We start from the raw sequence: 21,500 nt of genomic DNA on the forward strand, positions 1-21,500 counted from the left end.
TATTCTGGTGTAAAATTCATTCAGTTTTGATCAATATGCCATATGCCACATCGCTCATTCCAGATTCATTATTTCCATAGAATATGTGCCTTGTCTGTGTATATTCCAGAATACCTTCAAGCCCCAGCTCCCTGCCAATGCCGCTTTTCTTAAATCCTCCTCTCGGTGCAGCAGCTGACAATAGATGGTATTCGTTTACCCATACAGTTCCTGCCTCTATCATTGATGCTACCCTCCCGGCTTTCTCAATATCCTTTGTCCATATTCCGGCAGCAAGGCCATATTTTGTGCTATTTGCCAGATCTATGGCTTCTTTTTCAGATTTAAATGGATATACTGTCAATACAGGGCCAAATATTTCTTCATCAGAAATTTGTTGTCCTGGAGTTAATCCGGTTAGAAGTGTTGGAGGAAAATATGTACCCTTATCAGGTGTGCCCTGCATATTCTTTGAATAAAATATATTTCCGCCCGATTTGACAGTCTGGCTAATTAATGACTCTATTTTTTCCTTTTGCTCCTTAGTTGTTATGGCGCTGATATCGGTCTCGAAATCCATTGGATTTCCTGATTTCATGGAATCCAGATATGTTTTCACTTTCTGGAGGAATTTGTCCATAATTGATTCTTCAATGATTAACCTGCTTGCAGATTCACAGAGTTGCCCTGCGTTAAGGAATATTCCAAATATTACGCCTTTTACAGCGTGGTCCAGATCGGCATCTGCAAAGACGATATTAGGTGATTTTCCACCGAGTTCAAGGGATACTTTCTTTATGTTTTTAGCCGCCTGTTCCATGATTCTGGATCCTGTAGGGGTGGAACCTGTGAAACTTACCATATCAACATGGTCACTGTTCACCAGGAGGTTCCCGGTTGTCCTGCCTGTGCCGTTTACAAGATTCACAAGCCCATCTGGAAAGCCCGCTGCCTTCATATCTTTTACAAGTTCAATAGCAGTCAATGGTGTATAATGTGATGGCTTAATGACAACAGCGTTTCCAGCCAGTACCGGTGGGATGATTTTCCATACAGCCATTAAAAAGGGAACATTCCATGGTGCTATGGAAGCTACAACGCCCATAGGTGCGTTCTGGACTATGCCCTCTGTGCCTGGGTATTCCGGATGCGTAATCTTCCTCTGAAATTTGAATTCATCTGTTTCAGCAAAGTACCTGATATGGGATATTGCCAGAGGTATATCCATAAAAGTACTCTGGCGGATAGTTTTCCCGGTATTTTTTGATTCCAGGTCTGCATATATTGTGGCCTTTTCCTGGACAATATCAGTAAGTTTCCCGATCAATTCCTGCCTGGATTTTATTGTGGATTCAAGGTAAAATTTATTGAAAGCCTCCCGGGATGATTGTATTGCCCGTTCAACTGTATCCTTATCCGTATCTATTATATACCCTATCAATGACCCGTCTACCGGGCTCTTTAGTTCTATTCTCTCCCCACCGGTTTCCTCAATTCCATTAATTATATTGCCAAATATCTTCTCCATTTTTTCCACCTGTTATCAAATAATTTGCATGCACTTTTTATAGTCAGATTATAATTTAAATGTATATTATTATAAAAATTATGATTCAGGTTGAATTCCAACTATCCAGATTAAAATTGTGAATCAACCATTTTTGCAGTGTTTACCATTTCCTTGGCTGCGTTGGTATACCTCATAATTTTCATCATGGATCCGTCGAGCTTGAATTTTCCAGTCATAAGCCCCTGTATAGGGTCTATTTCACCTTTTATGAGTTTTACCCAGTTTGAGTACTTTCCCATGTACTTGAAAGTTGCTTTTGGAACATCGCTTTCAGCCTTGCCCACCTTCGAATCTATACACTTGCCAGCCTTCAGGTTCAAATAAAGGTACCATGAGTCATTATAAGTTTCATCGGGCTGAACAACAAATGTTAGAGAATCATCCCATGTTTTTCCTGCCTCAGCATAAGCTGGATTAGAATTTAGCTTTTCTGTATACTCTTTTGCCCATTCATCACTTGGAAATTTTGCCATATTAAATATAAATGATATTATTATATTAATTTTCTTACCTGGAAATTAACCATTGCGGCATATCCATACATATTTAGCAGTTTCACAGGCTATCAATACTTTAAAATGGATATAAAAAATTGATATAATGTATGAACAGTATCAAAGAAACAGTTTTTCAACTGTTTTTTCTGTATTTACAACAAGCACTTTTGGCACATCTCCATCCCGTAGCCATTCCAGATCTGAAAGGTTTTCATCAGCTGTATGTGTCTCCACTCCAAAGCCCTTTGCAACAGATTCTATGTCAAGGTTCAGCTGGAAATAATCTTTTTTCTCCATATCCGGATAATAGCTCTTTGAAAAGCTTTTGAGTATATTGTATCCACTGTTGTTGAGAACCAGGAATTTAACAGGTATATTATAATGCTTTGCAGTCCACAACCCCTGCACAGTGTACATGAATGCGCCATCACCAATAATTACCAGAGTTTTTTTGTTATTCATCCCTATTCCGAGGGCCGCTGCTGTAGCCCATCCAAGCTGGCCTGATTTTGCCGTATAGTATTTCCTGTATCCGTAGCCAAATGTGGAACGCACGTTCTCGGAAGCTGATATAGCTTCATCAACTATGGTGTAATCGGAAAATAATTTTTTAGCTTTAAACAGTACATAATCCACGCCCATACTTAGCCTCTGGCGGGCCACCCTATTTGCATACAGATAATCAGTACCCCTTTTATAGTCACCTTTTGCCTTTATTAATTTTACAGCTTCACTGAGGAATAGTTTTGGATTCATTGTATATCCATCACCTGTTTTGTGTGATATGTCTGTACCTATAAATATTACATCTTTTCCCGGGAATGGCAATGATGGGAGATAGGGATAAAATGTTATATCGCCACCGATGAAGACTATCAGGTCGTTATTCACAAATTTCAGGTTCATCAGTGTTGAGGCAGGCAATAGGTCCCCTGCATAGTGTTCGTTGGCTGTGTTAAATGTTCCTCTGGATGCCAGCGGTTCACTGTATACCTCTACACCTAACCTGTCAGCAAAAGCTTCCGCTTCTGCGTAAGCGTTGTAAACATCTATTTCATATCCAAACACCAATGCAGGATGTTTTGCTTTGTTTATCCTTTCAACAATTTCGAATACAGCTTCAGGGTCATAGGAAGAAACGTTTGTTCTAACATCATTGAAATATAAATTTTCAGCAGTATAATCCATCATATCCATTGGCACAGATATGAATACAGGGCCCATTGGTGGTGTCATAGCTATGGCCTTAGCCCTTCTGAAGGCTGTAGGAATATCAGATGGATTTTTTATTTCATAGGAATATTTTACCAGGCCCGACACAGTATTTAAGAGGTCTCCTGATAACAGCGGGTCAAAGACAATATGCCTCGTATCCTGCTGCCCTGCGGTTATTACCACCGGGGAACGGTTCCATTTCGCAGTGTTCACAAAGGACATTGTATTGCCCAGCCCTGGAAGTGTATGGAGATTCACAATGGAAGCAGTATTGTTATACTGTGCATATCCATCAGCCATTCCCAGAGCAATGGAATCATGAAGTGTCAGGTAATAGTTTCTGATGCCACGCAACATCGGTATTTCAGTAGTGCCTGGATTTCCAAAAACAGGGTCAAGTTTCAGGGCAGCAAGGGTTTTTTCCAGAATTTCATATCCTTTCATAGTTCATCCTCTACCTTATACAGAGGGTCAATGCCCTGTGAATACCTTATAACATTTCCAATAGTTTCCGTGATAAACCTTTCCTGGCTTTCCATGGTTACGCCGGCAATATGTGGTGAAAAAATAACATTGTCAAGATGGAACAGTTCAGAGGAAAAATCCGGAGGCTCAACACTGAACACATCTATTGCAGCGTAAATATTCTTTTCCTTTATAGCTTTTACAAGGGCTTTCTCATCAACTATTTCGCCCCTTGAAGAGTTAATAAAAATGGAATTTTCTTTCATCAGGTTAAACCTGCTTTCATTGAACATAGATCTGGTTTCCTTGGAAAGGGGAGTGTGGATAGATATAATATCTGAAACTTTGACCAGTTCGTCCAGTGGAAGGTATGTCAACCCGTAAAATTCCTCATCCTCTGGCTTTAACCTTCTTGGGTCGTAATAAACTATTCCCACATTGAATGGTATTAATTTCTGTACCAGTTTTATGCCTATAGCACCCATTCCAATGATTCCAAATGTTTTGCCCTGCAATTCCCTGGAGTTTGTTAATAATGGCCAGTTTCCGGACTTAATTTGCTGGTCGAATGGTATAAAATTCTTCAACAGGGCAAGCGACATGCCTATTACATGTTCTGCAACAGCATCCTTATTGGCTACTGGAACGTTGCACAGAAGTATTTTTCTCCTTCTTACTTCCTTCAGGTCAACGTTGTTATACCCAGTACTTGCAACCTGTATATATTTCAACTCAGGGAATTTATCCATCTCCTTTTTTCCGAATGGGGTAAATGTTGTAATCACCACAACATCCGCATCATTTTTCTCAAATTCTGTATTTGTTGCGATCTCAAGGCCGGGCATTATCTGGTCTATAGATTTTTTAATATTTTCAATATCCAGAAATGCTGGAAGGATAGCTAAAACTTTCATGAAATACCAGCATTTATAAGTATAAAAGCATTATTAATAGTAAATTAGGTAATGGTTTGTAATTAATTGGTTGTGTATGTAATTATGTGTAAATATAAACTCTCCTGTTACCAATGAATTTAATCATTAAATAACAGGAAAGTATACCTCTTTTGAACACAAGGAGGTAATAAAATATGGAAAATACAGATATAAACATATCGGCTCTTGAGAATGTAGATATAGATAGAATATTAAAGGAAGCAATAAAAGAGAAAATAGAGAAATTAATGGAAACAGAATTAAATGCATATCTAGAGGAAAATCCAGGAATAAAGAATGGAAAATATAAAAGAGATTTAAAGACAAAGTATGGTGAAATAAAACAGTTAAATATCCCCAGAGACAGGGATAGCAATTTCCATACAAAGGTAATAGAGCCCTATAACAGATCAATAGGAATAGAGGATCTTATAGTATCAATGTATTCCAATGGAATATCTACAAGGAGAATAGCAGGTATAATGGAGGATATTTTAGGAAATAAATATTCTAAATCTACTATATCAAGAATAACAGATTTAACCATAGAAGAGGTTTATAAGTTTGTTAACAGGCCTTTAGATAAACGGTATATAGCAATATTCCTGGATGGATTATTCTTCTATTTAAGAAGGGGAAATGTGGATAAAGAGCCAGTTATATTTGCTTTAGGAATTAAAGAAACTGGAGAATACGAAGTACTGGGATTCTATTTAACAGTTAAAGAATCACATAATAGTTATAAGGAAGTATTAGAAGACCTTTATAGCAGGGGATTAAAGGAGCCATTATTGATTGTAGCAGATGGAATAAAGAACTTAGATGAGGAAGTAATGGAAATATATCCCAGATCAGAATTCCAGCTATGTACAATACACTATACCAGGGGATTAAAATCCAATGTAAGGGAGAGAGATATTGAGGAAATATCTATAGACGCAAATAAAATGTTTAAATGTGACAGTAAAGAAGAGGGTATAATAAAATTCAATGACTTTAAATATAAATGGGAGAGTAAGTATCCTAAGGTAATATACAATACTGAAAAGAATCTGGGAAAGCTATTAAGGTTCTATAATTATCCTTCCAGTATATGGAGATCATTGAAATCTACCAATGCTATAGAACGGTTAAATGGAGAGGTAAGGAGAAGGGTAAAAACAATATCATCATTCCCTGATGAGGATTCAGCAATGAAGGTATTCTATTATAAGTCAATAGAATACAATTCAAAGCATGCATTCAGGAAGATGAACGGATACTATAAATGCAAGGATGAAATAAAGGAAATGTTCAATAAGCGGTATCCTTTATAAATACACCTATATTAGATTATCGCATGTAATATTTTATTTACAATTTAATGACCATTATGCATACCTCTTATAATTCCCTACCATTTTCTCCTTATATGGTTTATGATTCTTCATAATGCTGTATATATGGAATAATAATCTTTTTGAAACTGCTATATATGCCTGTACATTGGATTTCTTTTTTCCTATTTCCCTGTTGAATATATCATAGAATTCCTTATTTTTATTCATTACAAGTGAAATTGCACTCTCATATACAGCATTGCTAAGAAATTTATTCCTTACATGTGTTATTCCCTTAGAATGTGTTTTACCTCCTGAACCCTCTATATCAGGACATTTTCCTGCATATGACTGCAATTTCAATGCTGATTCGAACTGTTCTATATTTCCTATCTCAGATACTATTATTGCAGAATTTATAATCCCAAGGCCCCTGAGATTGGTGAGGTTATTAACATCCCCATTATTGCTGCTTCTACTTATAATCTCTTTTTCAATATTCTTTAAATTATTCATCTCATCCCTTAGCCTGGATATATTCATCCTTATTTTGAATTTATATGCATCATCTTTATCAGGGATTCCTATGCTGTTTTCAGCAGTTTCCATTAGCCTGTTTATATCTTCTATTCTATAATGCCCCTTGCTTGCCTTTTTTATCGATTTTATAATATTATCAATACCTGCATTTAGAATACTGTACGGTGTTGCATATTCATAGAGTATTGCCATTCCTGCAGCAGAATTAATGCTGTACAAATCTGTAAATTCAGGGAATACAGCTGCAAGGTCACTATGTATATAATTCTTTATTGCAGTAATACTTTTAACAACAATACTCCTTTCCCTTGAAATACTGGACAATGAAGACCTATTATGGCCTGTATATTCCCTGTATTTAGGATCATGCCATGGTGTAGCTGCTAAGATATGTGCATCTTCACTGTCTGATTTAATAGTATTAAGGTTTATCATCTTTCTTAAATTCAATGTCTTCCTTGCATCTACCATGTATACAGTAAAATTATTATTTTCCAGGAAATATTTCAATGGAACATGGTAATTCCCAGTAGGATTCATAAATATAAATTCAACCTTATCATTATTGCTCTTCTCTATTTTACTTATTTTATCTATTAAAAATTCAAAATCTTCTTTTATATTCCTGATCTTTCCATGCCATAGTTTATTTTCTTTTTCATCCTGTATTTCTGCATAATGCATTCTTTCATGCGTATCAATTCCTACGGATAACATTTATATTTCCTCCACCCATACATATACAGGGATTAATGATTCATTAAGCAGACACCTATTACTTTCCCATTGGAAAGAGAATGCCGATCAGCAATGATGAATCAGGGGAGATTCACAGAACAGTACGTAAGTACAGTATTTATATACTCCCCCTCCCTATACACATCTGGATAACTCCAGATTGATTTTTAGTATAGGTTATTTCTCATATAGCATTCACAAAATTATGGACACAATCATTAATTATTATCAATCTAAATTTTACGATCCATTAGCAGAAATCCTACTGGCTTTATAGTAGATCGAAATTATATAAGGAAAACTTAATGTATGGCTATTCTCTATTTCTATTCTGGAATACCATTAGCTGACATACTCCCACAGCTAAAGCATGTGGGGTTCTAAGGTCGCCATCGTTCCTAACGTTGCCTCTTCAGGGATACCAGTGTTCCCTTTGTACGCATCTCTGTCTACGTACAATTGATCTATGCCTTCCTCAAATACTGGACGCAATGCTATGTTGAACGAAGCATTGGCATCAGCATGATCAACGTGCCCGCAATTGTTGCACTTAAATGATTTTCCTGAACGGTTGCCTATCTGTCCACATCTGCTACACTCTTTAGATGTATTATATGGATCGACATAGGCAACAGGTATTCCAGGTAGTCTGGCCTTATATTCTATCATAGTTTTAAGCTGATAGAATGACCAGCTATTCAGGGAATACCTGAAACTCTTGCTCGATTTTGCATTTCTTATTCCGTTTAAATATTCGAGCTTTATTCCCATTCCATTATCCTTTGCTTCCTGCACTATCTTTCTTGCTACCTTATGGTTAATATCTTTGACTATTCTGCTTTCCCTGTTCTTTATTCTCTTAGCTTTCCTATTTTTTCCTTTTTTCTGCAGATTCTTCCTCGTCTTGCTATACTTCTTATGCACATGACCTGCTTCCTTTCCAAGCTTTATTATTTTTCCCGTTTCTGGATTGCCAGCAACAGCAATATGCCCTGTTGTGTTCCTGTCCACTCCTAAGTATCCATTGGGTTCAATGAGATCATTATCAGGGATATTTATAGATACATATGCAAATTTATTATCCAGTTCAATCTGGTTTATCTTATCAAAGTCATTCCTGAAATAATAGTTTAAAGTTAGCTTCAGGGGAGTTATGGTTATTGTTCTGTCCTCATTATTACATTTTATTCCCTGATGTGGCACTGTCAATTTTATTTTATGTACATCCTTTGCTTTTGAATTCCTGGAGTATTTCCTTAATATCTGGTTTGAAATGGCTGATTTTAACCCGAACTGTTTTACATCCCTGGATATAATGGATTTTGTTTTAATGGCAAACTCTGCTATTTGCCTGGCTTTGTTTAATTCTTCAGAAAAATCTTTGCCATGTTTAATTTTATATGTTAATATCATACTTTCTTCTGCTCCTCTATATATTTCCTGACTACTGACTCGGATATATGCCCTACAGATTCTATATAATAGCTTCTTGTCCATAGTGTTGGCAGCTTGCGTTTCAATACTGGAAATTCCTGCCTCAGTATCCTGGAAGTATATCCTTTGAATTGCTGAATAATATAATGCGGGCTCAATACTGGATCTGCTTTTATAAATATGTGTATATGGTCCGGCATAACTTCCATTTCTTTAATTTCTATCTTTAATTCCTGTGCCTTATAATTTAATAATTCCTTCAATCTTACATCTATGCCATTTACCAGTACATTTCTTCTGTATTTCGGGCACCAGATAATATGGTATCCCAGATTATATACTGATTTATTGCTTCTTGTCCATCGTTCTGACACCATTACAATACTATATAACCTTAACTATTAGTTTTTTACGTTATAGATCATCTTTATTCTTTCTATCAATGTAATAGTGAGTTAGTGTTTTACGGGGTTTATTACCACATTAGATTAGAGAAATATTTATATACATATTACGTATATATACGTTATATGAATAATATGCCAGACTGGGTACTGGAACATAAGGGCAAAGGGATAGAAATAAGGAGATTCGGTGACAGGTATTATGCATATGAATCGTCAAGCAGGTATGACAAGGATCTCAAAAGAGCAAGGAAAGTTACAGGCAAATACCTTGGTGTTGTAACACCTGCAGGGATAATAAAGAAGAGCGATGTTTCGGGCATAAGGGGAGACTATGAATATGGAAATATTGCATTACTGTATGGAATAGCAGGGAAGACAGTACTCCCGGTACTGAAGCAGGTATTTCCATACATGTACGACAGGATAATAATATATGTTATCCTCAGGGATATACAGCCACTTCCAATGAAATCTTTAAGGTATTTATATGAGAAAACATACCTTTCAAGAATGTATAGGGAATCCATGTCTCCCGGGTCTATTTCCGGAATGCTGTCATCACTGCCACAGGAAGGCATGGTAAATGCAATGGGGAAGCTCACGGAGAAGGGAGAATATGTTTTAATGGATTCAACAGCCATATTCTCCAGATCGGATAATATATCATTCCTGGAACCCGGCCATAATTCTAAGGAGATACACCTGCCACAGATCAATGTTATGATGTTATTCTCATCAACAAGGACTCTACCCACATTTATAAGGGTACTTCCAGGGTCAATAAGGGATGTGTCAGCTATGGCAAATACAATAGACATGGCAGGTATTGAGAAATGCGTTATAGTTGCTGACAAGGGTTTCTTCTCCGCAGACAATATTAAAAAGCTAAAGAAGAGGCACCTGAGCTACATAATACCATTGAGGAGGAATTCTTCCCTTGTACCTGATACTGATGATTTCCTTGGTGTATTCATGTACAATGGGAAACCAGTAAAGTACTGGAAGCCTGAGAATGGTGTTTACATGTTTGAGGACCCTGTTCTAAAATCAGAGGAAGAGAGGGACTATCTCATAAGGATTCATGACAATATAAGGCCTAAATCATCATACTATGACCATTCTGGTGACTTTGGAAAGCTTTACCTCCTTTCCGATATCAATGATGAACCAGAAAGGATATACAGATTGTACAAAGATCGTGAATACGTTGAATACGCTTTTAATGTGTACAAGAACGATCTTGAGGCAGATAGATCATATATAAGGGACGACCACATGCTTTCAGCATACATGTTCCTTAATTTACTATCACTGTACCTGCATTTCCAGGTACTTAACATGATAGATGGAAAATACAGTGTAAAGGATGTTCTCCTGATACTTTCAAGGATAAAAATATACAATACAGGGAAAACTGAGATGGTAAGTGAAATACCTAAGAAGGCAAAGGAGCTTATATCAAAATTAGGGATAGACCTGGACATATTACGTAAAAAATGAAGAGTTAAGGATATAATTGACAGATGTACATAATTTATGCATTCATCCCACAGTTAAAACTGGTAGGATTTCTGCTAAGGGATAGTAAAAATAGGGAACAGTATAAGAATACTGGTAGGTTCAGGCCTCATAAGAACCGGTGCCTTCAATGCAAATACTGTTAATCAAAAAAGCCACTCTGGAGTTAATTTTTGTTCTCCTGCTTAGCGCGGGAGCATATCAGTGTACGGTACATCCAGTTTATGTACCAGTCCTGTCACTGGACACGGAGGCTTACTGTTAATGGATAGGAATATTTCTACAATATGCTTTAATATTAAAAGTTAAATCATAATTTTTCCTTAAATCTGGCCGATAAGAATTTTATTTTCTGGATGAATTAGTCATAGTTGTGAATATCTCGAAAAATATTTATATAGATACACTATGTATAAATCATGGTAAACGAGTTAATTGAAAAGAATAAACCGTACTATATAAAATCACTGTCGCTTGAGGACCAGTTTTCCAGATTGGATGCATGGTATAAGGTTGATTTCCTTATTGATAACAATATACTCACAAAAGAGTATGTTATTGAAAATAAGACAAAATTCCTCGATTTGCTAACTACCACTGATGAAATGGTTAAAGTACATGCATGGGTACTGGCAAGAAGGTTTGCTGATGCAGGATATATAAGTAAGGAAGATATAGATAAAAGGAAATCCTATCTTATTCCATATGTAAAAAGTGGGGACCTTACCGCATGGTGGAATGCTATTGACCTTGTAAATGGTGGATATATAGACAATACCTATCTAACTCCGTATAAAGATATTTTCATAGCAAGCCTGAAAAGTGATAATCCCAGGGTTGTAAGCGATGCATGGCACATGGTTCCATTGCTATTGAAGGCCGGCGTGATTAGCAATGCAGATTACGACGATAATAAAAAATATCTTTTTAATGTTCTTAAATCCTCCAATCAGTATATACGGCTGAATGCCTGGGAAACAATAATTGACCTGGGTGAAAAAGGAATTCTAACAAAAGAAGATATATTCCCATTTAAATCGAAGGCAAAGGAGCTTATAGAAGGAGAAGACCTGATAAAACTTACATCGTTGTTTGACACCAGTAAAGATGATTTCATAGCAAGGTTGAAGAACCTTGATCTGGCAGACTAAATAAAATCTGCAACATCTATGGCGCTGGCGAATATAGCAAGGTATAATGGGACAGAGTTCTCCCCCCTGGCTATATTATAATTTTGTCGATTCATTTCTATGGAAAATTTATCTATCTTTAAATTAATTTTTACATCCCTTCCCTGAAACACATCTGGAATAGCCTCATCAAGCGGGTTAAAGGTTTTTAATTCGCCTATAGCTACCGGTTTAACCATTAGCCCTGTTTTACCGTGGAGGCTATAGGGGAATCTTATAAGGCGGTGGATATCTGTGGTTACAGGTTCATCAATCTCTGCCAGCGCATTACTTTTAAAATCTTCAAGAATTTTGCCAAGAATTATCCTGTCATAATCTATTGAAGCGTTTTCATTGCTTTTATTCTGCTTTATCAACAACTTAAATTTGTTTCCTTTTTCATTGCTGAGGAAATCCCTGATTTTTTCCCCATTGTAATATTTTTCCAGATACTCTAAATAATTCCACCAGGATTTCGGGAATACTTTTTTTATGTAATTTTCATCCAGATTTCTGTAAAAATTGGATATGTAAATGTTAAATTTCTTAAGTATTCCATATTCAAAGTAACTATCGTCAAGCAACTTCAAATCCTCCATATTCAATCCTTCAATTTTGATATAATCTCCGATTTCCCTTCTGGAATCAGAATCCATTGTGTATATCCTATCACTTTCCACATGAACATGGTACCCTCTGCCTCCGGAGAAATAAAGGCGAATATTTTTCTCTTCAAATCCAAAATCATCCATAAGCATTTCCAGGAGCCTCAGAGTATGCTTCTTAACCTCCGCAAGTATTTCCATATATGTCATTTTATCTGCTCCTTCAATATGGTCCGCATCAAGGTCAAAGATAAGTTCCGCACCGAGCCATTCCTTTTCAAGCATTTTATGCTGGTCAGGAAACCTGTAATAGGAAGATGAATAATAAAGGTGCCTTGGTATAGCCCTGCGTACGAAATTTTCTATTTCGTTCTGGCTATCGAATTTTTTATGCCTGATCATTGTACCGTTAAAAGGTATAAAGCCAATCTCCCTCTGGAATAGCATATCAGGTATGCCAAGATGGTTTTTATAATAATATTCCCTGAAATATTGCATTAATCCGGTACCTGTCACATTGTATGATTAATCTAATAAATATAACCATTTCCTTGATTGTCTGGATACAGATAAATGAATAAATTTATAATATGCAACACTATCTTATTCCAATGATAGGAGTCGCTATTAATGGTTATGGCACAATAGGCAGGAGAGTAGCTTATGGAGTATCCATACAGGATGACATGTACGTTACAGGCATTGTAAAGAATTCCCCTGATTATGTTACAAAACTTGCTTCCAGGAATTTTAATATTTACACTCCAGATATGGACAAGAAACGGGAATTTGAAGCACATGGAATAAGGGTGAAAGGCACACTGGAGGATTTGCTTTCAGAATCGGATATTGTTGTTGATGGCACACCTGAAGGAAATGGAGAAAAAAATTTGAAGTTATACCGCCAGTATGGAATCAAGGCCATCCTGGAAGGGGGAGAAAAAAGCACCGTTGTTGAATCAAGCTTCAATTCATATTCCAATTATCCTAAATCTTTAAACAAAAACTATGTGCGTGTTGTATCATGCAATACCACAGCACTTGCCAGGTCTGTTTCTCCATTAAAGGAAAAGTTTGGAGTCCAGGAGGTAAACGCAACAATTATGCGCCGTGCTACAGACCCGAATGATAATAAAAAGGGGCCAATAAACGCAATTGAGCCTTCAATGTCATATCCATCACACCATGCTGAAGATTTAAAGACAGTTATGGATGGAATAAATGTAGAGACATCAGCTATAAAGGTTCCAACAACACTTATGCATGTCCATGTTATAAACCTCGAATTAAAATCAGAACCCGGCATTGATGAAGTAATATCTGAATTATCGACGAAAAGGCGTTTAATTCTTATTAATGATAAGGAAGGGGTAAATTCCACAGCACAGGTTATGGATTATGCAAGGGAACTATCCAGAAATAGATCGGACCTTTATGAGATAGCGATCTGGAAAGGCAGTATAAATATTTATAAGAATAAAGTGCATTATATTCAGGCAGTGCATCAGGAAAGTGATGTCATACCGGAAAACATTGATGCTATCAGGGCTATGTTCGGTACTGACCCGGATCTCTCGAGGGATAAGACAGACGCTTCACTTGGCATAAAAGGAGTTGAATATTAAAATGGCAAAAGAAAAAAAAATAGATGATGAATTGGACAGCGAACTTGAAAATAAGAAACTTACAATAGAAGATTTACCCGGTGTTGGGGAGGCAACAGCTGAAAAGCTAAGGGAAAACGGATACGACGATATTATGGCTATCGCAGTTGCGTCGCCTAAGGACCTTGCTGATATCAGTGGCATAGCCGAAGGTGCAGCTGTAAAAATAATTAATGCAGCCAGAAAATATGCTGATGTTGGCAATTTTGAAACAGGGGAAGAAATTCTGAAGAGAAGAAAAGAAGTAAGAAAACTTAGTACTGGTGCACAGGGGCTTGACAATCTTATTGGCGGTGGGCTGGAAACACAATCCATAACAGAGTTTTTCGGTGAATTTGGTTCCGGGAAAACACAGATAATGCTCCAGCTTGCAGTAAACGCAACAATGCCCGAGGAACAGGGAGGGCTTAACTCGGATGTGCTCATTATAGATACAGAAAATACATTCAGGCCTGAAAGAGTAATCCAGATGGCAAAAGCAAAGAATCTTGATCCTGATGAGACACTTAAAAGGATACACGTTGCAAGGGCATATAATGCACATCACCAGATACTCCTGGCTGAGAAGGCATCCGATATAGCAAAGGAGTTTCCAATAAAACTATTGATAGTGGATTCATTGACATCCCACTTCCGTTCAGAATATGTTGGCAGGGGGTCACTTGCAGAGAGGCAACAGTTGTTGAATAAGCATATGCATGATCTGTTGAAATTTGGAACAATATTCAATGCTGTTATAGCTGTTACGAACCAGGTATCTGCAAATCCTGCAGTCTTCTTCGGGGACCCTATGACTCCAATAGGAGGGAATATTGTAGGGCATACCGCAACTTTCAGGCTCTATCTCAGAAAAGCCAAAGCAGGAAAAAGAATAGCAAGGCTAATCGATTCGCCTTACCTGCCTGAAGGGGAAGCTGTAATTACACTCACTGAGGACGGAATAATAGACGGTACTTAAAATAATTTTATAACTTCTATATTTCCAAATGGTTCTTCCTGGTTTAATGTAACTTTTCCTCCTCTTTCCAGGAAGAGCAAAAATAAAATAAAATTTGCCCTTTCATATTTTGTGTTTCCCCAGTAATCTTCAACAAAAAATGGATTCATATAATGTGATATTCTCTGCAATGTGTCTTTTATGCCTTCGTCAACAGCATCTGTGTTTGACCTGGCTATTATATCCTCATCAATATCTGGAATATCTTCTGGCTCCTCCTCCACTACCTTTTTTTCACTGTTCCTGTATACACTTTTCATTGCACTTAAAAACTCTTTAAGTGTTACTTTAGCTTCTTCCTGATGTATTACCGGAACACGGAGGTCTGGCATAGTTCCTATGGTGGTATCATCGGCATTGAATACATCCATGCCATCTTCAGGCTCTGCATATTCTTCAGGAGAATCAGGGCCCTCATAAATAGCACGCTGAACCATGTATATGCTTTTTTCATAAAGGACATGCCAGGCACTGGAAATAAGTATACCGGCAATTTCGAAATTTTCATTCTTTTCCCGGGCAAAAATATTTTTAAATTCTGAAATGTTAACACTCCACGGGTCCAGTTTCCCCGTGAGGACGAGCCTGAATATTTTCGAAACTGTCTGTGATAATATATCAGGATAATCTATATTGTCCTCTGTGCTGTTAAGGATTTCATTATAGTATGATAGGTCTTCGCCCACATCCTGTGTTATCAGGGCCTTTAATATTTCATCCCTTTCCAATCCCCTCACCTATACGTTTCTGTATTATTTTTGTATTTCCATGCTTATCTGTGGTTACAGCAATCAGGTTATCCGCAAATTTCGTTACCGCACCCTTCAGGGAAACCATCACCACCTGTGAAGTTTTGGAATTTTCCATAAATAATTCGCCTACATGTTCGGCATTATGCCCGTCAAGGAACATATCAACCTCATCAAGATAGTATATGGGCGATGGATTTTTTATCTGGAATGAAAGTATCAATGCCAGTACAGCCACACTTTTTTCACCACCGCTAAGTGCGTCTATTTTTATCATGTGTTTTCCCCTGGGCTTTACCTTTATATAAACTTCAGAATTCAACGGGTCATCCCTGCTGGTGATTTCCAGGTTTGCCTCTCCTCCTTCTGATAACCTTGCATAAATTTTCTGAAACTGGGAATTAATAGTATCAAATAATTCGAGGAATATTCTCTTTTCGTCTTCTATGATCTGATTCTGCAGGTCTATAAGGTCATTTTTCTCTGAAAGCAGGGTTTTGTATTTTTCCTCTGTGCTATTGTACTTATTGAGTTCCATGTCATACTGTTCAATTGCTTTCATATTTACCGCCCCCAACTTTTCGATTTCCCGGCTGTTTTCATCTATTTTTTGCTTCACCTCGGATATGCTCATGTTGAACTCTATGTATTCCATGCCTGTATTTTCTATCTCGTAATTTATTGTTTCAAGCTGGAATGCCAGATTTTCTATTTTTGTTTTAAGGCCTGCTATAATGGCTTTTTTATTGCTTATTAGATCATCATTCTTCCTTATATTTTCAAATAATTTGTCCCTGGCAGTGGAAACCTGGTTTTTTTCGGTATAAAGCTCCCTTGAACGGGAATCTATTTCATTTTCTTTTGCACGGTTTTCCTCAAGCTCTTTTTCCATTGCTTCGACTTTATTTTTGAATTCAGCTACCATGCCGGTAAATTTTGTTATTTCATTTTCAAGCCCGGTTATTTTTTCCTCCAGCTCCTGGCTTTTTTCTGTGAAGTGTTTAAATTCAGTTTCAATCTGTGCAAGTTTACTGGAATAATTTTCCCTGCTTTTCATTTCATTGCCCAGTTCCTCTTCCATCTGTTTTTCTATCTCCACATTTTCTGGGGCCAGTTCCTTTAATTTTTTAAATAGCTCTTTACGTTCCTTATCCAGGGTAAATAGCTGCATCTTTACTTCATTTTTCTTGAACTCAAAATTGCTTTTTCTATCTTCTGCATCCTTTATTTTCAATTTAATTTCTTCAATCCTTGTTTTCGCTGCCTCTATGGAGTTCTCAGATTCCTGCAGCTGGGTTTCGTAATTATTAATATTGCTGGTTGAAATATCCCGCTTCCTTGTAAGGTCAGCCAGTTTGGAGGATATTTCCGAGTTTTCTTTTTCCTTGAAGCTTATCTCACTTTTCAGTATTTCATTCTGTTCCTCCAGTTCAGCTATGGCTTTCGTTATACGGTTTGCCAGAATTTCATCATTTTTAATTGATCCGCCTGTCATTGCTCCGGAAGGGTCCAGAACATCCCCATCCAGCGTTACTATACGTACTCCGGTCATATGCTTCCTTGCATTTTCCAGTGTATCCATAAGTACGGTGTCACCGAATGCGTATTTAATGGCTTTTTCAAATGCAGGGTCGCAGGTTATAAGATTTCTGACAAAATCAATAGCATTGCCTGAATTTATTAATTCTGCTGCCTTTTGCCTGTCCGGTGAAGTGGCAATCTTATTCAGAGGTATGAATGTCAACCGCCCCAATTTCTTTGCTTTTATTGCCTGTATGCACATCTGTGCCACAGAATCATTATCAACAACTATGGAATTCAATCTGCCTCCTGCAGCCACAATCACAGCATTTGCATATTTGTCCTCATATTCTATGAGTTTTCCCAGTGGCCCGTGAATTCCACTTTCCGTTTCCATCATACTGTTTATTTCCCTTAATGCCGGGCTAGCTGTGCCTCTATAGTTAAGGCCACGGAGTTCTTTCTCCTTATTCCTGATTTCCACGTCGTTGTTGCTTTTCATTGTTACGAGTTCATTAAGCTTGTTCCTCACGGTAAGAAATTTTTTATTTACTTCATTGATTTCTTCACTATACTCTTTAATATTTTTTTTCAGGTTATCTATTTTCCATTTTAAATCCTTTACTTTTATGGATTCTTCCTTTATTTTTTCCTCGTTCATGGTATTTTCCCTGGAAAATCCTGACAATTCCTGTTCTATAGTTCTGATGTCGTAATCATTGATAATCTGGTCATTTGCCTGCTGCATTTCTACATCGATTGCTGCGAGCCTGTCGTTAATTTCCCTTGTCAATTTTGAGTTTTCGTAATTTTCCTGCCGGAATTTTTCCAGTTCCCTGTTAATTTTAGCTATGGAATTCTCTGTTCCCTTAAGGTAAGACTCATAGTTTTTCTTCTCTTTGAGTTTATTTTCCAGCTGTTCCCTGTTGAAGTTATAGGCCTCACGGGAAGTTTTTAACCGTGCTTCTGAATTTGTCTTTGATTCACCAGTGCTGCCTATCTTTGTTTTTAACTCTGCAATTCCAATATTCAATTCTTCTATCCTTTTTCTAATGCCTTTAACTTCCTGCCCACCCATTGCATCCAATTTATCTTCTATTTCCTTTATCCTGTTAATGGCTTCATCCCTCTGTATGGACAGGTTTTTATTCTCATTTTCCAGATTATCTATGTCTGATTGGCTTTTCTCTATATTCCCGTTATACATGGCAAGTTCCTGGTTTATCCTGTCCCGGTCCTTTACTTTAAGGAAGAATTTTAATTCGTTAACTTCTTTATTGAGCTTATTGTATTTTAAGGCGTTTTCCCTATCTACTTCCAGGGTATCAAGCATACTTTTTATTTCTAAAAGCACAGCATCCATGCTATTGAGGTTTTCATTCAGCCCATTTATATCATTCTGCGCACTTTCAATTCTTTCCTTATAACTTTCTATCCCTGCAATGGATTCAAAAAGCTTCCTTTTTTCGGTTCCTGTCATTTTTACAAGGTTGTTTATATCGCCCTGGAGAACGAAGCTGTAGGCGTCAAGATATATATGGAAGCTATCTATAAGCTTCAATACATCAGTCCTGCTCGCACGTTTATCATTTATATAATAATTGGATTTGTATTCGCCATGGTTGTATACAAGCTCCCTTTTTATGGAATACCTGTTATTTTCGTTGGATATAACGTTTAATACAACGTAACAATGTTTTTTTGGAGGATCGGTTTTGTGGATAAAATCCTCAAGTTTATCTACCCTGACAGTTTTGTTTGCCCTGATGCCAAGAACAAAGAGCATGCTGTCGCCAATATTGCTTTTGCCGGAACCGTTCGGGCCAATAATTACCGTGAACCCTTTGTTAATTTTAATTGATTGTTTGTCTCCATAAGATTTGAAGTTTTCCATTTCAATAGAGTCTACGATCATCTAGTATGACAATGTGCATACATATATTATTTTTTCCATAAATAAATATGCGGATTTTCATATTTATTTTAATTTTTAATTACCCTGATTTATGCGGGTATTATTATACATCATATATTGACCTGAAAACTAAACCACTAAATTACTGGGGGGACACTCAAACCCAGATTATTAATAACAGAATACGGATATTAACCGGTTACTTATAGAATAAACATATTCAGTTATAAGGATAATTGCCCTGTAATAATTTTATCCTGAAAGATAATTCTATGCAAATATGTGGTATTATAAACCGATTCAGATTGCCACAACAATCGGAACAATTAATTTTATCTATGTATTATTATATAAGTTCCATATATGCAATCGTAACATATAAATACTTCGGTAAAATAATTATTTATGGCTAAAGTGATATTGACTTCTGATAGGGGAACTTTTACCGATTATGGTGGAGTTTCCGTTTTAGGGTATGTTGCGTGTATGCCAAACAATATAGTTCCAAAACTATTAATGGACAAATTTTTCGCACCCCCTGCGAAATATAACAGGGGAGAGCCACTCCATGTGCCATATCCTCTGAGAAAAATAGAAGCCTCTCTAGTTAATGCGGGAATTTCCGACATTAAAATAGTATCGCCTGAAAGGCTCGAAAAGGAGGTAAATGAGGACACGAAAGTAGTTGGCATTAATGTGCATGACCCATATGGATTGAGCCCTGTTACATTTAAGTTGACCATGCTCTTCGGTGGCCAGATGAGCTGGACTGCCAGATATTTCGAAGAGTTGGCTGATGTGGTAAGAAAATTAAAGCAAAAATACAACTTCCGTGTTATCGTAGGGGGGCCGGCAGCATGGCAGATTGGCCTGAATAAACCGGATTTTGTGGACACAATTTTTAATGGTGAAGCTGAAATAGATTTCCCTGTACTTGTAAAAAAATCACTGGATGGGGAATCTTTGCCCGCTGAAATTACCGGAAGGATGCCAGATATCACCCATATACCCAACATTATAAAACCGGGCCGTTTCGGTGAAGTGCAGGTTACCCGTGGATGCCCCCGGGGATGTTCTTTCTGCTCAATTACCCCGGAAACATACCGTACGATTCCAATGGAAAATGTAGAGGCCGAAGCTTCGCTTTATCTGAAAAACGGGTATAAGGATATAGAGTTCATTACAGATGATATAATGCTCTATGGCCAGAAAAAACTTACCGTGAACCATGATGCTATTGTCAACCTGTTTTCAACAGTTAAAAAAATGGGTGCCAGGTACCTTACATTCCCGCATATATCTGCACCCGCTGTCCTGGTTTCGCCTGATACACTTTTTGAAATATCCGAAATAGGCGGATTGAAAGAATATGGTGCAGAGGCTCCTGTTGTGGGGCTTGAAACGGGAAGCACCAAAATTATGCATAAATACATGAATGCAAAGCCTTATCCATGGAAACCTGAGGACTGGAAGGACGTTATCGTAAAGGCAACTTCTATAATGAACCAGGCCAGTGTTTTTCCATGTTATACCATGACAATTGGATATCCGGAGGAAACAGAGGAGGACCTCCAGCAAAGTATCGATATAGTACAGAGTATAATTGACAGCAATTATACAGCATGGATATTCCCCCTGCCTGTAATTCCAATGACATCATCCAGGATAAGCAAGAATCCCTTCCCATACATGGAAAAACTGCCGGCAGGTTACTGGGATCTACTATATGAAGCATGGAAATACGATTTCAGGACAACAAAACAGGTTATTCCGAATATGGTAAAGAGGATGAACCCGGTAACTCGGAGGATAATAGACCTTATGAACGGCGCTGTATTTGATAACCTGGACAAAATATTTAAGCAACTTGCAGAAACAAAGGGGAAGAAATCGGCAGATTTTACAGATATTAATATGAATACTGTTACAGGATTCCTGAAAACTGTCTACTGGATAACAAGGTACACTGCTGGAAAAGAGATCAAAAATAAAAAAGTTTCCTCTTTAACAAATGAAGCAAGAATATAATAATTTTCCGTAAATAATTTTATTTATGATTAGCATATCACTTCTGTATGTACAATAAAAATGAAAACATAACAAAAAAGCAATTATCATTTGTGAACGATCTTATAAAAAGGGGAGAGGAAAACCAGAAGATTGTGGATGATTATGTAAAATCCCTGAAAAAAGGTTCAATAGAAGAATTATCCAAAAAGGAAGCCTCATCATTGTTAGATAAACTTCTCAAAAAATAAAAATT

At 37.1% G+C, this 21,500-nt stretch carries 17 protein-coding genes; 7 read left to right on the forward strand and 10 right to left on the reverse strand.

The features are described 5' to 3' along the window. Positions 1-16: 16 nt before the first annotated feature. From FACI_RS07775 to FACI_RS07790, 4 genes are all read right to left on the reverse strand, one after another. A complete protein-coding gene (locus tag FACI_RS07775) occupies positions 17-1,507 on the reverse strand; it encodes an aldehyde dehydrogenase family protein (protein WP_019841709.1) in 1,491 nt (496 codons plus the stop codon). A 110-nt stretch (positions 1,508-1,617) separates the two neighbouring features. After that, the gene (locus tag FACI_RS07780; protein WP_009887598.1) at positions 1,618-2,022 is read right to left on the reverse strand and encodes an SCP2 sterol-binding domain-containing protein; all 405 of its coding nucleotides are present in this window, start codon (positions 2,020-2,022) and stop codon (positions 1,618-1,620) included. A 141-nt stretch (positions 2,023-2,163) separates the two neighbouring features. Beyond that, a complete protein-coding gene (locus FACI_RS07785) occupies positions 2,164-3,705 on the reverse strand; it encodes a thiamine pyrophosphate-binding protein (RefSeq protein WP_009887599.1) in 1,542 nt (513 codons plus the stop codon). Continuing rightward, complete coding sequence (locus FACI_RS07790) at positions 3,702-4,640, reverse strand: NAD(P)-dependent oxidoreductase (protein WP_009887600.1); 939 nt, start codon at positions 4,638-4,640, stop codon at positions 3,702-3,704. The genes FACI_RS07785 and FACI_RS07790 overlap by 4 nt, the downstream gene beginning before the upstream one ends. A 176-nt stretch (positions 4,641-4,816) precedes the next feature. On the opposite strand from FACI_RS07790, the gene FACI_RS07795 reads away from it, so the two are divergent. Continuing rightward, a complete protein-coding gene (locus FACI_RS07795; RefSeq protein ID WP_009887601.1) occupies positions 4,817-5,977 on the forward strand; it encodes an IS256 family transposase in 1,161 nt (386 codons plus the stop codon). 54 nt (positions 5,978-6,031) lie between these two features. On the opposite strand, the gene FACI_RS07800 is transcribed toward FACI_RS07795, so the two are convergent. The 3 genes from FACI_RS07800 to tnpA form a co-directional block, all read right to left on the reverse strand. Continuing rightward, a complete protein-coding gene (locus tag FACI_RS07800; protein ID WP_009887602.1) occupies positions 6,032-7,237 on the reverse strand; it encodes an IS110-like element ISFac9 family transposase in 1,206 nt (401 codons plus the stop codon). 384 nt (positions 7,238-7,621) lie between these two features. Further along, positions 7,622-8,671, reverse strand: coding sequence for an RNA-guided endonuclease InsQ/TnpB family protein (locus FACI_RS07805; RefSeq protein ID WP_009887603.1), 1,050 nt, complete (start codon positions 8,669-8,671; stop codon positions 7,622-7,624). Further along, a complete protein-coding gene (tnpA, locus tag FACI_RS07810; protein WP_009887604.1) occupies positions 8,668-9,069 on the reverse strand; it encodes an IS200/IS605 family transposase in 402 nt (133 codons plus the stop codon). The genes FACI_RS07805 and tnpA overlap by 4 nt, the downstream gene beginning before the upstream one ends. Positions 9,070-9,222: 153 nt before the next feature. Between tnpA and FACI_RS07815 the strand changes: the two genes are divergently transcribed. Further along, positions 9,223-10,599, forward strand: a complete 1,377-nt coding sequence (locus FACI_RS07815; protein WP_009886083.1) for an IS1634 family transposase — start codon at positions 9,223-9,225, stop codon at positions 10,597-10,599. 437 nt (positions 10,600-11,036) lie between these two features. Next, complete coding sequence (locus FACI_RS07820) at positions 11,037-11,768, forward strand: hypothetical protein (RefSeq protein ID WP_009887605.1); 732 nt, start codon at positions 11,037-11,039, stop codon at positions 11,766-11,768. Here FACI_RS07820 and priS read toward each other — a convergent pair. Further along, positions 11,765-12,907: a DNA primase catalytic subunit PriS gene (priS, locus tag FACI_RS07825; protein ID WP_238553349.1), complete on the reverse strand. Its 1,143-nt coding sequence runs from the start codon at positions 12,905-12,907 to the stop codon at positions 11,765-11,767. The genes FACI_RS07820 and priS overlap by 4 nt on opposite strands. A gap of 95 nt (positions 12,908-13,002) precedes the next feature. On the opposite strand from priS, the gene FACI_RS07830 reads away from it, so the two are divergent. Together FACI_RS07830 and radA are read left to right on the forward strand one after the other, a co-directional pair. Then, a complete protein-coding gene (locus FACI_RS07830; RefSeq protein WP_009887607.1) occupies positions 13,003-14,016 on the forward strand; it encodes a type II glyceraldehyde-3-phosphate dehydrogenase in 1,014 nt (337 codons plus the stop codon). Position 14,017: 1 nt separating this feature from the next. Continuing rightward, on the forward strand, positions 14,018-15,013 hold the full coding sequence (gene radA / locus FACI_RS07835) for a DNA repair and recombination protein RadA (protein ID WP_019841717.1): 996 nt from the start codon (positions 14,018-14,020) through the stop codon (positions 15,011-15,013). Here the strand turns inward: radA and FACI_RS07840 are convergent. Together FACI_RS07840 and smc are read right to left on the reverse strand one after the other, a co-directional pair. Continuing rightward, entirely contained in the window at positions 15,010-15,780 is a 771-nt protein-coding gene (locus FACI_RS07840) for a hypothetical protein (RefSeq protein ID WP_009887609.1), read from the reverse strand. The two genes, radA and FACI_RS07840, sit on opposite strands and share 4 nt — an antisense overlap. Then, complete coding sequence (gene smc, locus FACI_RS07845) at positions 15,767-19,237, reverse strand: chromosome segregation protein SMC (protein ID WP_009887610.1); 3,471 nt, start codon at positions 19,235-19,237, stop codon at positions 15,767-15,769. Before smc ends, FACI_RS07840 begins: the two co-directional genes overlap by 14 nt. A 405-nt stretch (positions 19,238-19,642) precedes the next feature. On the opposite strand from smc, the gene FACI_RS07850 reads away from it, so the two are divergent. Both FACI_RS07850 and FACI_RS07855 read left to right on the forward strand, forming a co-directional pair. Continuing rightward, complete coding sequence (locus FACI_RS07850) at positions 19,643-21,265, forward strand: B12-binding domain-containing radical SAM protein (protein WP_019841720.1); 1,623 nt, start codon at positions 19,643-19,645, stop codon at positions 21,263-21,265. Positions 21,266-21,312: 47 nt separating this feature from the next. After that, positions 21,313-21,495, forward strand: coding sequence for a hypothetical protein (locus tag FACI_RS07855; RefSeq protein WP_009887612.1), 183 nt, complete (start codon positions 21,313-21,315; stop codon positions 21,493-21,495). The last annotated feature ends 5 nt before the right edge of the window (positions 21,496-21,500 follow it).

The sequence above is a fragment of the Ferroplasma acidarmanus Fer1 genome (assembly GCF_000152265.2).
GTDB classification, from domain to species: domain Archaea; phylum Thermoplasmatota; class Thermoplasmata; order Thermoplasmatales; family Thermoplasmataceae; genus Ferroplasma; species Ferroplasma acidiphilum.

What these genes read in the sequence shown, in the direction of transcription:
- FACI_RS07775 (WP_019841709.1), bottom strand. Translation starts at nt 1,507, where the DNA reads ATGGAGAAGATATTTGGCAATATAATTAATGGAATTGAGGAAACCGGT.
- FACI_RS07780 (WP_009887598.1), bottom strand. Translation starts at nt 2,022, where the DNA reads ATGGCAAAATTTCCAAGTGATGAATGGGCAAAAGAGTATACAGAAAAG.
- FACI_RS07785 (WP_009887599.1), bottom strand. Translation starts at nt 3,705, where the DNA reads ATGAAAGGATATGAAATTCTGGAAAAAACCCTTGCTGCCCTGAAACTT.
- FACI_RS07790 (WP_009887600.1), bottom strand. Translation starts at nt 4,640, where the DNA reads ATGAAAGTTTTAGCTATCCTTCCAGCATTTCTGGATATTGAAAATATT.
- FACI_RS07795 (WP_009887601.1), top strand. Translation starts at nt 4,817, where the DNA reads ATGGAAAATACAGATATAAACATATCGGCTCTTGAGAATGTAGATATA.
- FACI_RS07800 (WP_009887602.1), bottom strand. Translation starts at nt 7,237, where the DNA reads ATGTTATCCGTAGGAATTGATACGCATGAAAGAATGCATTATGCAGAA.
- FACI_RS07805 (WP_009887603.1), bottom strand. Translation starts at nt 8,671, where the DNA reads ATGATATTAACATATAAAATTAAACATGGCAAAGATTTTTCTGAAGAA.
- tnpA (WP_009887604.1), bottom strand. Translation starts at nt 9,069, where the DNA reads ATGGTGTCAGAACGATGGACAAGAAGCAATAAATCAGTATATAATCTG.
- FACI_RS07815 (WP_009886083.1), top strand. Translation starts at nt 9,223, where the DNA reads ATGAATAATATGCCAGACTGGGTACTGGAACATAAGGGCAAAGGGATA.
- FACI_RS07820 (WP_009887605.1), top strand. Translation starts at nt 11,037, where the DNA reads ATGGTAAACGAGTTAATTGAAAAGAATAAACCGTACTATATAAAATCA.
- FACI_RS07830 (WP_009887607.1), top strand. Translation starts at nt 13,003, where the DNA reads ATGATAGGAGTCGCTATTAATGGTTATGGCACAATAGGCAGGAGAGTA.
- radA (WP_019841717.1), top strand. Translation starts at nt 14,018, where the DNA reads ATGGCAAAAGAAAAAAAAATAGATGATGAATTGGACAGCGAACTTGAA.
- smc (WP_009887610.1), bottom strand. Translation starts at nt 19,237, where the DNA reads ATGATCGTAGACTCTATTGAAATGGAAAACTTCAAATCTTATGGAGAC.
- FACI_RS07850 (WP_019841720.1), top strand. Translation starts at nt 19,643, where the DNA reads ATGGCTAAAGTGATATTGACTTCTGATAGGGGAACTTTTACCGATTAT.
- FACI_RS07855 (WP_009887612.1), top strand. Translation starts at nt 21,313, where the DNA reads ATGTACAATAAAAATGAAAACATAACAAAAAAGCAATTATCATTTGTG.